Annotated in this window: 11 protein-coding genes; 4 read left to right on the top strand and 7 right to left on the bottom strand. The window is 61.8% G+C overall.

From position 1 onward, the window contains the following. Nucleotides 1-13: 13 nt before the first annotated feature. Both ACNR9O_RS10795 and ACNR9O_RS10790 read right to left on the bottom strand, forming a co-directional pair. Nucleotides 14-388: a hypothetical protein gene (locus tag ACNR9O_RS10795; protein WP_473680684.1), complete on the bottom strand. Its 375-nt coding sequence runs from the start codon at nt 386-388 to the stop codon at nt 14-16. 330 nt (nt 389-718) lie between these two features. Further along, nucleotides 719-1231, bottom strand: a complete 513-nt coding sequence (locus tag ACNR9O_RS10790; protein ID WP_473680686.1) for a hypothetical protein — start codon at nt 1229-1231, stop codon at nt 719-721. A 317-nt stretch (nt 1232-1548) separates the two neighbouring features. On the opposite strand from ACNR9O_RS10790, the gene ACNR9O_RS10785 reads away from it, so the two are divergent. Continuing rightward, a complete protein-coding gene (locus tag ACNR9O_RS10785) occupies nt 1549-4266 on the top strand; it encodes a LysM peptidoglycan-binding domain-containing protein (RefSeq protein ID WP_473680688.1) in 2718 nt (905 codons plus the stop codon). A 184-nt stretch (nt 4267-4450) separates the two neighbouring features. Here the strand turns inward: ACNR9O_RS10785 and ACNR9O_RS10780 are convergent, their stop codons facing one another. Continuing rightward, nucleotides 4451-5473 (bottom strand): alpha/beta fold hydrolase, encoded by a 1023-nt coding sequence (locus tag ACNR9O_RS10780; protein WP_473688381.1) that lies wholly within the window; start codon nt 5471-5473, stop codon nt 4451-4453. A gap of 260 nt (nt 5474-5733) precedes the next feature. Here ACNR9O_RS10780 and ACNR9O_RS10775 point away from each other — a divergent pair, with 260 nt between their 5' ends. Next, the gene (locus ACNR9O_RS10775) at nt 5734-7404 is read left to right on the top strand and encodes a S41 family peptidase (RefSeq protein ID WP_473680690.1); all 1671 of its coding nucleotides are present in this window, start codon (nt 5734-5736) and stop codon (nt 7402-7404) included. A 189-nt stretch (nt 7405-7593) separates the two neighbouring features. Then, nucleotides 7594-8400 (top strand): hypothetical protein, encoded by an 807-nt coding sequence (locus ACNR9O_RS10770; RefSeq protein WP_473680692.1) that lies wholly within the window; start codon nt 7594-7596, stop codon nt 8398-8400. Between the two features lie 41 nt (nt 8401-8441). Here the strand turns inward: ACNR9O_RS10770 and ACNR9O_RS10765 are convergent, their stop codons facing one another. The 3 genes from ACNR9O_RS10765 to ACNR9O_RS10755 form a co-directional block, all read right to left on the bottom strand. Beyond that, complete coding sequence (locus tag ACNR9O_RS10765; protein WP_473680694.1) at nt 8442-9251, bottom strand: alpha/beta fold hydrolase; 810 nt, start codon at nt 9249-9251, stop codon at nt 8442-8444. 64 nt (nt 9252-9315) lie between these two features. After that, entirely contained in the window at nt 9316-10563 is a 1248-nt protein-coding gene (locus ACNR9O_RS10760) for a beta-ketoacyl [acyl carrier protein] synthase domain-containing protein (protein ID WP_473680696.1), read from the bottom strand. A 99-nt stretch (nt 10564-10662) separates the two neighbouring features. Beyond that, on the bottom strand, nt 10663-10932 hold the full coding sequence (locus tag ACNR9O_RS10755; protein ID WP_473680698.1) for an acyl carrier protein: 270 nt from the start codon (nt 10930-10932) through the stop codon (nt 10663-10665). A 289-nt stretch (nt 10933-11221) separates the two neighbouring features. Here ACNR9O_RS10755 and ACNR9O_RS10750 point away from each other — a divergent pair, with 289 nt between their 5' ends. Continuing rightward, nucleotides 11222-11893 carry a methyltransferase family protein gene (locus ACNR9O_RS10750; RefSeq protein ID WP_473680700.1) on the top strand — a complete coding sequence of 224 codons (672 nt, stop codon included), beginning with the start codon at nt 11222-11224 and terminating at the stop codon, nt 11891-11893. A 113-nt stretch (nt 11894-12006) separates the two neighbouring features. Here ACNR9O_RS10750 and ACNR9O_RS10745 read toward each other — a convergent pair whose 3' ends face one another. Then, nucleotides 12007-13131, bottom strand: coding sequence for a glycoside hydrolase family 5 protein (locus ACNR9O_RS10745; protein WP_473680702.1), 1125 nt, complete (start codon nt 13129-13131; stop codon nt 12007-12009). Nucleotides 13132-13274 lie beyond the last annotated feature (143 nt).

Raw genomic sequence — 13274 nt, 5'->3', positions numbered from 1 at the left:
GCCGACATCCCAACTAATCTAAGTGAATTACTTCTGCATCATCGAAATCAACGTCCAGCTGTGGAATGGCGTCCGCCGCATTCTGAATCGCAGAGGCGAAGTCGTTACTTATCGGCGCTGCCGGTGCGCAGAGCCTTGCATACGCAACTTTTGCATCGTCCCAGTCGTAGACGAAGAGTCCAGCATCTGCGTAGCTCTTCCAGACGCCCTTCGTTCCCCAGTTCACGACTTCGATGGAAGCCGCCAACGCGTCATGAACTTCGGCAGCCGCGAGAACTTGCTGTGGGACAGGCCCACGCCCACCCGTAGCAATGATTCCCCACCGCCCGTGCCGGTCCGCGCAAAGCCAGTCGAATTCACTTCCTTGGACGTCACTCAATTCAGCCACAATCGCTGCCTCTTCTCTAGGTCCACGCCTGTCCACTTTGAGTTGCGACTTCAGCCGGTCAACGCAACACTCCTTCCGCTTGCGCGTCTATAGTGTGTTGCGTTGACCGGCTGAAGCTGCAGTCGAAAGCGGACCTTACTGGCGCCCATCTTAGCCATGCCCGGAGTGATCCGAGAACGGGGTCAGGTTGGAGTTACCCGGATTTAGTGGACATAGCTAGCATCTAGGCATCCGCGCCGAGGTCGAACATGGTTGATTGCCTTTAGCCACCGTCCCCGATATCCACTGCATAGCGACGTGGCGCGTGCGCGCCAGGGATTCTTGTTGCGCTCACGCGGAACTCTGGCGTACTTCATCTATCCGACGCTTCAATATCGCAAGAATCGACTTCAAGTCGAGCGGACCGAATGGACCATGTGCGCCGCCCGCCAGGAAGCTGATGCTTTCACCCGGGCTTGAGGATCCGCCGCGAAACGTCAGTCGGATGCGCGGAAGAGGGCGCCCCACCGTGCTGTGGATAGTCGCATCGACGGCGTCGGTGACATCGTTGAGCGCGATGTGCGAGACCATGCCGCGATTCTTGACTATCAAGGCGTCGCCATCCAGCCAGACCTCATTGACGTCATCGTATGTCCCGTTTTTAAGCGTCTTGATGCCGGCATAACCGATGCCGGACGCGAGCAGGGGTATCCCCAGGATCTCCAAGAGCGACATACGAGGGTTCGCATGCGAGCTGACGATCCACATCACGTCGAAGAAAGCGAGTAAGCCGAACCCGAGCTTCGAAAGTAGATTGGGTCTCATATAAAGAAAGGACGTCGAAGGCATGGAGAGTTGCAGCATACGCATCCTCCTGTTTCGCACCGGATTTCCATCGTGGCCGAATAACCATTCGCTCATGCAGACCAACATGCCAGCCTCTTTCATCATATGGCTAAGTAGATTTGCATCGCGCGACGGCGCAAGTTATTTCGGCGCCCTGGTTTTAGGCGACCACAGCACCGTCAGCTTCCGGCAACCATGAGGCCTCCCACGTTTTCTTGCGGATTACTAAAAGCACTGCGACCTCTTAATTTCCTAGGGACGATCCCAGCTAGCGACGTCGTGAAAGCCCGGGGTACGTTCGCGGCCAAGCCACTAGCCCTTAGTGCGAGGTCGCCATGTTCAATATCGATGGATCTATCTCGAACCCGGCGGCGCGTTCTGCTACGCCTCTTCCGGCAACGACGCACCCCGTGGTCGCGGGAGAAACGATAGCGTCTATTGCGGCCGAACATCAGATTACGCCCGAGGCGCTGGCATCGGCCAATTACCTGAGCGCGGATGCGACGCTGACGCCGGGCCAGCGCCTTACCATCCCCGCGGCCACGCAGGAACAGACGGCCAAAGGCGCGGATACCGCTACGCCGTCGACGCAGCCTCAAACTCCGCTGGATCAGGCGATCAAGAACTACCAGGCCGCGATCGATCAGGGCGAAAACGGCACCGTGGTCAACGCCGCGTACCAGGCCATCACGACGGCGGCTCAGGCTCAGCTCGTCGGCGGCATCCCCGGCTTGCGCGCCAGCTATCCCGGAATGATGCAGAACCAGATGACCGATCAGGACCTGGCACAGCAGCTCGGCACGAAGCTCTCGGCGCCGTACCAGAACGATCCCGCGATCCAGTCCGCGCTGCAGGCGGCCGTCAAGCCTGCCGGCGATCAGGCGCACGCCAATGATCTCATCAGCTCGGCCAAAGCCCTCGCTTCGCCCGACACGTCAGGACAGGCCGCGCTGTCCAAACTGGGCTCTGTATTGCAAGGGCAGCCGGCTTCGGTGATTGCCTATGCTCAGAACAATGCCGAAGTGCAGGGTTGGGTCACCCAGACGGCAAACGAAGTGAATGCCAAGTGGGGCGGCCATGCCGAGAACCGGTCCACCGCCACTGATCTTCTCTACAACACCGTTAAGGATCTTCCGCCGGATCTTGCCGCCCAGGTCGTCCAGCAAAGTGCCGGTACGCTTCAGAAGATCATCGGGCAGAACAACCCGGTGGGCTCCGCGCTCATGTACGCCGATCTGTCGAAGATCTATTCCGTCGTGTCGGGCACACCTGCCGCAGGCACGTTGAGCTCGATGGTGACGCAAGCTATCGAGGCGCACGGCATCGATCCCAATATGATCAAACTTGCGATCGGAAGCCAGGGCGCGGACGTCTCGCTATCGGTCGACGTGGCCAAGCAATTGCAGGCAGATGGACAGACCGTCGCCGGCACCCGGGTCAGTGGCGCTGCGATGTCCGGAGTCGAGGCCATGCAGGCGCAGGTCGATGCCGACGCCAAGGAGTACAACGACAAGATCGGTGAGCTTGCCTGGCTCCAGAAGAACGAAGGCTCGGCCATGACACCGGACCAGAAGAATCAGGCGGTCAAGGATTACCTCAAGCAAAAGGGCCCTGATTGGGCTAACGACGTCAACGATGCGAAGGCCAAGTTGCAGACGGATACCAAGACGCTGGATGACATGCTGGTTCAGATGAATGGTTTGCCTCCTGCGCTCAAGCAAGCCGACAACATGGGCATGGGCAGCGTGCAGGATCGCATTGGCGCGATCATGAAAGATGATTCATACCAGGAAGGACTGCAGCTCGAACTCGACAAGCATCCGGAAGATCTTGAGGGCGAAAAGGGCGAAGGACTTCTCAACGTCATCGCCGAGAATGTCGAAAAGGGAAATATTTCGCGTGAGGCAGCAGGGCATGTCGCGCAGGCCTTTGTCACGGCGAAACTGAAAGCGTTGCCGGCCAACTACAACCTCAACGATCCCGCCGATCGCGCCAAGGCCGTTGCCTCGCTGGAAGGGTTGCGTGATTCGAAATTCGCGACCTTGCTTGGGATACCCGCGGGGAAGGAGTCTGAGTTCAATGAAGCCATCGATGCGGTTGAGGAATCCGTTCCGGCCGCCGGCGATGATGCGGAAGCTGTGCAAGCCAAACTTTCAACATTGGATGAGAAGCTGGGTTCCATCGAAGTGCTTTCAGGGAACACCGTGGCGAATCAGCTCTTCCGCTTTGCGGGTGCGACGGCAGCGGGGGTCGGCTTCGTCAACAGTGCCAACAAGGAGCTGTCCGATCCGAATCTGCAGAACTCATTGAGCTTGTTTTCTTCATCCGCCGGGCTTACCAAGTACGGGGTCGACCTGGGCAAGTCGCTTTCCCTGCTTGACGACACCAGCATGATGGCGGGGACGGCGGGCACGGTTTTCCTTTCCATGGCGGCATCGGTCAGTGACTTCGTGACCTCCGGGGTTAACTTTGCGAATGGCAATCCTGTCGAAGGAACGCTGACAGCTATACGCGGACTTTCTTCGTTCGCCCTGTTCGCTAGTGAAGACCCAGTGATCGGCATACCGGCGGCAGTGACCGCCATCGCGACCACCTTGGGAATCAGCCAGTATCAGCATGTGCAGGCGGCGAACAAGTACGAGCCGGAAAACGACGGCAACACCGTGCCCTTCCTGATGCATGCGGGATTGAACGAGGCGACGGCCAAAGCGCTCTGCGATCAATCGGGGAATGGCTATAGTTCGGTGCCGTTGCTCGCCGAGTACGCTAAAGACAAGGGATATGACCTGGATGATCCTCAGCAGCAGAAGGAATTCAGCCAATGGTTGAATGGCATGGACTCCTTTGCACTCATGAATTTTCGCGAATCACTGTGCATGACGATGGATAAGTTCGGTGGCGACCCCACGAAGCTGAGTAGCGATACGTTTGACTACCTGCCCACGCGAATCGACATAACGGGACACGCAGTGGCTGATCCGCCCACTACGGTTGGTCAGATCGATGCCTACCTCCGCACCGAAGGTGCAAGCGGGCTCCCTCCGCGCCACTGATGGCGCGGGATCGGTGAGCGAGCGTGGAGAACGGGGACAGGTTCACTTTCAAGAGAATGGAGGTGAACCTGCCCCCGTTCTGCTTGGAATCCCAAGAGTCCCAGTCGGCTTGATCCTCTCTATATGTCTGAGCTCGCGAGTTGTTCTTGACACCCGAATTTGAGGCCAGTGGTTGCATGGCTCCCTACTTCGGTGTGTGTTGCACCATCCCTAGAGCCTGCATGACCGCCTTGGCCACCGCGTCCGGCTGATCGATCTGGATGTCATGCGACGTATCCGGAACGTGTACCAGCGTACCGCGGGAGGAGGTCGCGACTATCTGCGCCTGCGTGTGGGCACGGGCTTCTTCCAGCCCTTTGCGGTCACGTGGCAGCGCATCGGCATACGTGTTGGCAGCAGACAGTACAAACAGGGGCGTCGAGCCGTGCGCCTCCTGCTTTGACACAGGCTGCTTGAACACCTCGACATTGTTTTGGAGTACCGACAGCACGGTGTGCCAATACGCTGGCTTCGACATGAGAGCCAGGTTCACCGCGTTGAGCTTGGCGCTGGCGAGCGGATCGGCCTCGCCGAGACACTGGCTCAATTCCTTATCGGTGGACGGCAATTCGTGCTTTTCGGCGGTAGCCTCACACCGGCGAAGAAACGCAAGCCGCTGTACCGAGAGAGTGTCTTCATCCTTCTGCCAGCCGGGGGCAAACCGGCCGATGTCCTGCGCGGGCGGATCAAGCAGGACCATCGCGCTCACGTCCGCCGGATAGCGGCCCGCGTACTGCCGAACGATGTTGCTGCCCAGCGAATGCCCAACCATCACCAGCGGGGTCGTAAGATCGGCGCGCTGGATCAGCGCGTGCAGATCCGACACGTCGGCGTCGAGATTTCGTGGCAATGGCCCCTCGCTGCTGAAACCGAACCCGGCCCGGTCGTACGCGCAGACGCGCGCATGGGCAACCAAGAGTGGTTGCACCTTGAACCACGTGGAGGAATCGGCGACCGCGCCGGCCTCCAGCATAACGGTCTGCGGTCCGCTGCCCGAACAGCGAAGATTGAGGTAGCGGCCATGGCCAAGGTCGATCAGCTTCGCCGCCTGCGCATAGCTGTCCGGCATGCGCTGAGGCGTGGAGGCGTGGCTGGCATCGGTGGCCGTGGCTGTGGCCTGGCCGAATATCATGGCCAGCATAAGGGCGCCGCCCGCTTTTAGGTTCATCCTGTTCAAGGTGTGTCTCCCCCCTCGATGGCCCGGGCAGAGCGCCGGGCAGGCCCTTCCATTGACTTGAGGCGGCGCAGGAAGTTCGCCAGTGCATTACATTCCCGGCGGCCCGTCGTTAGCCTTTGGCAACCATGAGTTTGCACCCGCTTTCCGATACCTTGAAGCCGGCAATTCCATCGGCGGTCGCAAACGAGGCGAGAGGATATGAGTCCCCGGCCCGCCACATCATCGCGCAGTGCATCAAGGACACTCACGGCATGATCAAGGCAAAGACACGAAGGTACGGCCAGGCTCTCTTTCTCGCGATCTGCACGGCCATCTATACCGCTGCCGCTCAGCAGGCTCCCGCCACTCCGGCCAATCTCCCTGCGCGCTACACCGAAGCCCTCAAACTCTACGAAGCCAAGCACTACGCCGAGGCGGCCGCCGTGCTGGAGCCCTACCTCGCGGCCGGTCCGGGGGGCATGGATTGGCATTGGAATTCCGCCATGTACGACTTGGCCTGTAACGAAGCGTTGGCGGGGCGCAAGGAGAAGGCGATGGAGGCGCTGATGGCCTCCCAAGGCGGTAGCGTGTCCGCGGAGCATCTGGCGACGGATGTGGATCTTGTCTCGCTCCACGATGACCCGCGCTTTACGCGGCTGGTCGAGACGGCACGCAGTCGGGAGCGTCTGTGGACGCGTGAGCCAGGGCAGGATCTGCCACCGGTGCCGAACCTGAGCGATGACGCCAAAGTCGCGGGCTTGTCCGTGGTGTGGTCGGAGGCGCGTTTCAACTTCGCCTTCTTCGACCGGCAGCCGGATCTGGACTGGAACCAGACCTATCTGGATTTTCTGCCCAAGGTGCGGGCCACCGCCTCCACCGAGGAGTACTACCGCGTGTTGACGCGCTTCGTCGCGTTGCTCAAGGACGGGCACACCAACGTATTTCCCCCCAAGTCGTTGCAGGACGCCTTCTGGAGCAAGCCTGGCTTGCAGACTCAGCTGGTGGAAAACGCGGTCGTGGTGACGGCGGTGGATGATCCGGCGTTGCTCGCGCAGCGGTGGCGGGTGGGCGACGTGCTGCTGACGATCGATGGGGAAGACATCCGGCGCTATGCGGAGCGCGAGATCGCGCCTTACCAGAGCGCTTCCTCGCCGCAGGATTTGCAGGTGCGCACGTTCGATTACGGGCTGCTCGGCGGGCGCCAGGGCAGCCAGATCCACGTCACCGTGAAGACGGCCGCCGGCAAGGAGGAGGCGCGTGTGCTGACGCGGTTGGCGACGGCGGATCGAAGCAAATTCAAGCGAGAGCGTGCTTCGTTCAAGCTGCGGCCGGACGGTATCGCCGTGCTTACCATCAACGAGTTCGAGGATACGGAAGGCACCAAGACGCTGCTGGCGAACTTGCCAAGCGTGAAGGCGGCCAAGGGGCTGGTGATCGACATCCGCGCCAACGGCGGCGGCAGCACCCCCATCGATCTGTTGCAGATGCTGGCGCGAGAAACGATCCACGGCCCTCTGATCCGAACCCGCAGCTATCGCGCCGCGGACCGCGCACGTGGCGTGCTGCCGGGCTGGGCCGAGGTCCCGCCGTTCGAGGTATCCCCGGACGCTGCCCATCACGTCGACGTGCCGGTGGCGGTGCTGACCGGCGCGCATACGTTCTCCGCGGCGGAGGACTTCGTGGCGTCGTTCCGTGCGATGCATCGGGGCATCACGGTGGGCGAAAGGACGGCGGGCGGCACTGGGCAGCCGCTGTACTTCCCGCTTCCCGGCGGCGGCAGCGCGCGTGTCGGTACGCGAGACGATCGTGCGCCCGATGGCACGGTATTCGAGGGTGTGGGGCTGCATCCGGATATCGCGGTTTCACCCACCGTGGAGAGTATCCGGCAGGGAAGAGATCCTGCGCTGGAGCGCGCGGCGAGGGCTTTGCTGACCGCCAGATAGAGGCCAGGGCAGGGCGCCCATGGTCCCGAGCCGCTGATTACGGGGCGCTCCCTATAACGACTGGCTGATTGCGGACCGCGCGGTTTGTCGCGAAAGCTCTGGCGAGCACGGACGCGTAGGCGCCCGACGGAAACCAGGCAGCTACCGGCACAGGGGGCGATGATGGCTAGTCGGCATGGACGGCATGGGGTGGCGGCAGGGCTGCTTTTTCTCGCTTTATTGATCGCGATCGGGATATTCGGTGCGCCGGCGCGTTACTCGTTGGCGGTGTCCGCGGCGCTCACCATTGCGCAATGTCTCTTGATGGGCGGGGCCGCGCTCGCGCTGATCCTTCCGGCCTGGCGGTCCGGCGATGAGTACCGGCGCAGCGTGGCGATCGCCGGGGTGCTGCTGATCCTGCCGTGGGCGTTGCTGACGCTGATGCCGGGCTATGGCCCGCCTTTCACCGCCACTTTGGCGATGAACCACGTGCGGTTCGTGATCCTCTTCGTGTCGACCGCTTTCCTCGGCGCGGGGCTGCTGTTGCTCAAGGAGCCGCTCGCACGCGGCGACACCGGCGATCGCTTGCTCGCCCCGCTGGGGCAGGCCAGCGGTTTGCTTGCCGTAGGGTGCCAGCTCGTCTGGGCGGCCCTCGTGATCGGCTGGACCATGTCGGCGGCGCGCGACCTGGCGGCCTATCGTTCGTTGGACGGCACGCCGTTGGCGAATGCTTCGGATGTGCTGCTCTTCTTCGCCGGGCTGATGACTTATATGGCGACGGCTTTCTATGCGTTGTCTTTCATGCGGCAGGGCTGGCTCTCCCGCGGCGTCGCGTGGGCGATGACGGTGATCGCCGCGATCGCCGTTGCCGGCCTGGTGACGCGGGGTTTGCAGTATCCGGATCTTTCGGAGCGTTGGTACACCACGCCGGGGATGATCGTGGGCATCCCGGCGATTCCCTGGTTGATGCCGTATGGGCTGGGTGTGGTGGTGCTGTTGCGTGCGGCGAGAGGCTAAGTGCAGGTCGGTTTCGAAGTGAACCGGACGCCTTTTCTGTTTCAAGCGAGCGCAGTGAGCGGTGCACCTTCCAGGCTGCTCAAGAAATTCACCAGCGTCCCCGTGACGAATTCGGGATGTTCGAGATTAGCCAGGTGGCCCGCGCCGGGAACTTCCGTATACGGGCAGCCGATGGTCCGCGCCATGGCCAGGGACTCGGTCGGCGGCCGAATGGTGTCGTGTTCGCCGCACATCACCAGCGTAGCGGTCGGCCGCAGCGCTTGAAGATGAGGGCGTAGATCGCGCCGCTGAAAGATCATGCGACCGATGGGTACGACGCTTTCTCGTATGGCTGGCGCCGGCCACAGGGTGAGCTGCTTCTGGAACGACGCTTTCAGGGATGATGTTGCGGGCGAGGCCGCCGACGGAAAGAACAGGGCAGTCACTTCTTCGAGGAGTGCCGGCGAAAATATGCCGCTCGCTTCGACCCGGTCCAGCAGGTCCAGAAAATAGGCTTGGGGTGCCGCCGGTTCCGGGCCGAGGTAGGTGCCCATCAACACCAGGCCCTGCACGCGCTCGGGGAGTATGAGTGCCAATTCCCCCGCCAGCATGCCGCCAACGGATTGGCCTGCCAGGGCGAACGTTGCCAGGTCCAGGCGATCGAGCAGCTGTCGCAGGTGCGCGCTCAGCGCGGTCAGGTCGTTCGCGCGTTCCGGCAGCGCGCCGGAACTGCCGTGCCCCCACAGGTCCGGCACGATCACGCGATAGCGCGTTTCGAGGGCCTGCACTTGCGGGGTCCACATGAAGGCATTGGCCAGATAACTGTGCAGCAGGACGACGGCGGGGCCTTTGCCGCGGTCGATGTAGTACATGGTCCCTTCCGCTAGCTTGATCTTCGGCATATCGGTCGATTCGCTCCGTGCGAGACAACGGGCGTCAAGCGGCGTTGTGCGACGTCAGCACCACATGCGCGTTGGTGCCGCCGAGGCCGAACGCACTGACGCCCATGTGATGGGTATGCGTTGGATCCAATGAGCTCGGAGCCGCCACCAGTTGCACCGGCGACGATGCGCTGAGCTGCGGGGCAGGCGCGTCCGCGTAGCCGCTTGCCGGTATGTGGTGATGATGGAGCATCAGCGCCACCTTGATCAGTCCTGCCATGCCGGAGGCTGCCTCCGTGTGGCTGATCAGGCTCTTGACCGCCCCCAGTGGACAGGCGGATGTCCGGCCTTCAAAGACTGTTTGCAGCGCCTTGATCTCCATCAGGTCGCCTTGCCGGGTGCCGGTGCCATGGCCCTCGACATAGGCGAGCTCATGCGGGTGGATGCCGGCCTGGGCATAGGTACGCTGCAGCAGCGCGATTTGTGACGGTGTATTGGGAGCGGTGAAACGAATGCTTTGGCCGCCATGGCTCACCTGGCTGCCGCCGATGACCGCATAGCTGCGGCGGCGCGCCGGCGGCCAGTCCTTTTCGCGGCAAAGCACCAGCGCGCCTACGCCTTCCGACCGCCCGATGCCGTTGGCGTGCGCACTGAACGACCGGCAATAGCCGTCGGGCGACCCTACGCCGGCCATCTGGTAGAACTTTTGCAGCAACGCGGAAAGGATCACATTGACGCCAGCCACCAGTGCCACGTCGCATTCGTCGTCGCGAAGGGCGCGAACGGCCTGATGTACGGCCACCAGCGACGACGAGCATGCCGTATCCACGGTCATGCTCGGGCCATGCAGATCCAGTTCGTAGGAAAGACGGTTGGCGATCAGGCACAAGCCGTTACCCGTGATATTCACGCTTTCGACGCTGGGCACGTCGCCCCATTGGAGATAGGCCAGGTCGTTGGCCATGGCGCCGACGAAAACGCCCGTCCGGCTGCCTTTGAGCGCATCGAGCGTCAGGCCGGCATCGTCCAGGGCTTTGCACGCGTGGGTGAGTACCAGCTTCTGCTGAGGGTCCATCCAGAGCGCCTCGTGCTCCGGAATACGGAACCGTTCCGCGTCGAAGGTATCTTCATGCGCGATGTATCCGCCCTGGAGCGGTATGTTCAACGCCTTCAGCCGGTCGACGAGCTCGTTGCGATGAGCCGGCGGATCGCCGACCGCCGTTCGATTCTCGCGGATCAACTGCCAATAGGCATCGAGACCATTGGCGCCCGGAAAATGACAACTCATGCCGGCGATGACCATGACTGCGACTCCCTTCCTAAGCGCCTTGCCGCGGTAATGGGCCATTGATTTCGGATAAACGAACTTCGTGGCGAACGAGGTGCTACAGAACGGCGACTATCAGTCTGTGGAAGCCTGAGCCCGGCATTGCTCTTCCAGATAGAGAGCCATCGCATCGATGGTGGGATAGTCCCAGGCAACGGTAGGGTCGATTTCCAGTTGCAACCACATTTCCAGCTGTCGGGCTATGTCGACAACAGCTACCGAGTCCACGCCCAGTTTCGAGAAGAGCGTGTCGCTTCGAATCGCTTGGGGCGAAGATGCCAGGGCGCTTGCCACCAGCTCGATCATGCGCTCGCGAATGTCGTCCTTGGTGATGGGTCGGCTCATGCGACTCTCCTTGCGGCGGGTCTGGATGACCCGCCGTCCATCGAAGGTAATGACGCCATGGCCGTCGATGCGGCGCTATCGCTATATATCGTTGCGCTGTCGTGGTGACCACGTGAAAGGGTGGGGCGGGCGATGTGATCCGCTACGCACTTCAGGCACGGGCAACATCGCCGGCTTGCCATTCGTGTAGAAGTGCATGCCACCATTTTCACGCGGGCTTTGTGCCGAGGTCATAGCATGCGGTGTCATCGCCATCGCGGTTTTCATCAAGACACGGTGATGGAATCGAATGCCTGTGATCCGCAGCCTAGTCGCGTCGGTTATCAGCTTGCTCCTCATCGGAGCGGTGCTGTTCGCACCTGCCGGCACGCTGGCATGGACACGCGCGTGGGTGTTCTGCGCTGTCTTCATCGCGGAGGTGATCATCGCCACGGCGGTACTGTGGCGAGTGAATCCGGCGATTTTCTCGGCTCGATCCCGCATACAGCCGGGTACCTTGAAGCTGGATTACGTATTCATCGCGATGGCCTTTGCGGGCTTCTTGGCCATTTTCCCCGTGTCGGCGCTCGATTATCGCTACCAGCTGGCGCAAACACCCGAGTGGTTGAGCTGGGCCAGCTATGTGCCGCTTTCGCTGAGTTTCGCGGGGGCTGCATGGGCGCAGGCGGTGAATCGTTTTTTCGAACCGGGCGTTCGCCTGCAAACCGATCGTGGGCAGAGGGTGATCGACACGGGACCTTATGCCGTCGTTCGACATCCAGGGTATATCTCGGGCAGCGTGCTGGCGGTATGCATCCCGCTCTGCCTCGGCTCATGGTGGGGCGTGCTCCCGGCGCTGGTATTCGTACTCGCGCTGATTCCGCGCACGTTGTTCGAGGAGCGCGTGCTTGCCGATGGCCTGGCGGGCTATCGCGAGTACCAGGGGCGGGTCAGATATCGATGGATACCGGGGATTTGGTAGAGCAGCGCCTGTAGAAGTCGCAACGCGAAGGTGACCTGCGACGGGATCAGGCTCACTTCCGGACTTCACGTAAGTGAGCCTGATCCCTTTTCACCAGTCGTCCACGCCGGTCGCTAGCCCCCAGGCGGCGGAAGCGCAGCGCCACCCGTCAAGGCGCGGGCGTCGTCGGGACGGGTCAGCGCTCCCGTAGAGCGGTTGAAGATCCCGAACGTATTGTTGCCATTGCCGCTATCGCTGTCGTCCCAGTACACGGGTCGAATGCCCATGCTGTTGGCTTGGCCGACCAAGGTCTTGTCGAAATACGTGCGCGAGGCGAGATGCCGGTTGAGCTCGGTACCCGTCAGGCCTGCCGTGCCAGTGCGGCGGATGGCGCCGAATTCGCCCAGTAGCACGGGGATACCCTGGCTGGTGAACTTGGACTGCATTTTTTGCAGCTGCGACGTCACGTACGACTCCTCGGTGGAGGCGGTGGCGTTGCGGGTCGTGAGTGTCGGCGAGTGATAGTTGTTGCCCCAGAAGTACCACATCGATCCCCATGAGGCGTCGGCGCTCATGAGCGCGTATTGATAGGGCGCGTAGTAATGCACTTCGAACGCCAGGTGCTTGGCGGGATCGGAGGGTAGTGCCGTCACCCAGTCATAGGTGTTGTCGATGTTGCTGCCGCCCGGCCCCTGCAGCACGAGCCAGCGCGTGCTGTTGTTGCCGCCGGTGGCGCGGACCGCGTTGACGAAGTTCTGGTAGTACTGCATCAGCACCGTGGTCTGCGCCTGCGAGGACACGGCCGGCTCGTTGGCGACGGCGAAGAGCAACTTCGAGTTGTAATTCTTGAAGTTGTTCGCGATCTGCGTCCAATAGGAGACCAGCTTGGCGTTGATGTTCGGGTCGTAGGTGTTGAAGTTCGAGTTCTCGAACCAGCCGCCGTCCCAGTGATCATTGATGATGACGGTGAGATTGGCGGCCTGCGCCCATTGCACGACTTGCGTGACGGTGGCCATGTAGGACGCATTGATCACATGCGTGTTCGGGTCGGCGTTGTGGTCCCAGGCGCAGGGAATGCGGATGGTGTTGAAGCCGGCAGCCGCGACGCTGTTGATGAGCTGTTGCGTCGGCATGATGGCCCCCGACCAGGTGGCTTCCAGGGTGTTGCCGAGGTTCCAGCCATACGTCGGGTTCGCCAGTTGCGCCTGTCCGCTGCTCGGTAGCAACGACAAGCTGGCGGCAAGGAGCAGCGCGGGCAATATCCGGAACTTGGGCTGGCCTCCAGGCGACAGGTGGCGGGCAGCTTGAAGGGCGCGATCGCGGGCAACGGTCCAATGGCGTAAATCCATACGGGGAAACCCTCTCGGTTGGTGAACTGATGCGTTCACTCGACGCATGGTCA

This window comes from Dyella sp. CR10 (assembly GCF_055814425.1).
Note: the sequence above shows the minus strand (reverse complement) of the source record. Positions and strands in the feature narration are given on the sequence as shown.

Excerpts from the sequence above, each read along its gene's own strand:
- ACNR9O_RS10790 (WP_473680686.1), bottom strand. The coding sequence starts at position 1,231 with ATGCTGCAACTCTCCATGCCTTCGACGTCCTTTCTTTATATGAGACCC.
- ACNR9O_RS10785 (WP_473680688.1), top strand. The coding sequence starts at position 1,549 with ATGTTCAATATCGATGGATCTATCTCGAACCCGGCGGCGCGTTCTGCT.
- ACNR9O_RS10780 (WP_473688381.1), bottom strand. The coding sequence starts at position 5,473 with ATGAACCTAAAAGCGGGCGGCGCCCTTATGCTGGCCATGATATTCGGC.
- ACNR9O_RS10775 (WP_473680690.1), top strand. The coding sequence starts at position 5,734 with ATGATCAAGGCAAAGACACGAAGGTACGGCCAGGCTCTCTTTCTCGCG.
- ACNR9O_RS10765 (WP_473680694.1), bottom strand. The coding sequence starts at position 9,251 with ATGTACTACATCGACCGCGGCAAAGGCCCCGCCGTCGTCCTGCTGCAC.
- ACNR9O_RS10760 (WP_473680696.1), bottom strand. The coding sequence starts at position 10,563 with ATGGTCATCGCCGGCATGAGTTGTCATTTTCCGGGCGCCAATGGTCTC.
- ACNR9O_RS10755 (WP_473680698.1), bottom strand. The coding sequence starts at position 10,932 with ATGAGCCGACCCATCACCAAGGACGACATTCGCGAGCGCATGATCGAG.
- ACNR9O_RS10750 (WP_473680700.1), top strand. The coding sequence starts at position 11,222 with ATGCCTGTGATCCGCAGCCTAGTCGCGTCGGTTATCAGCTTGCTCCTC.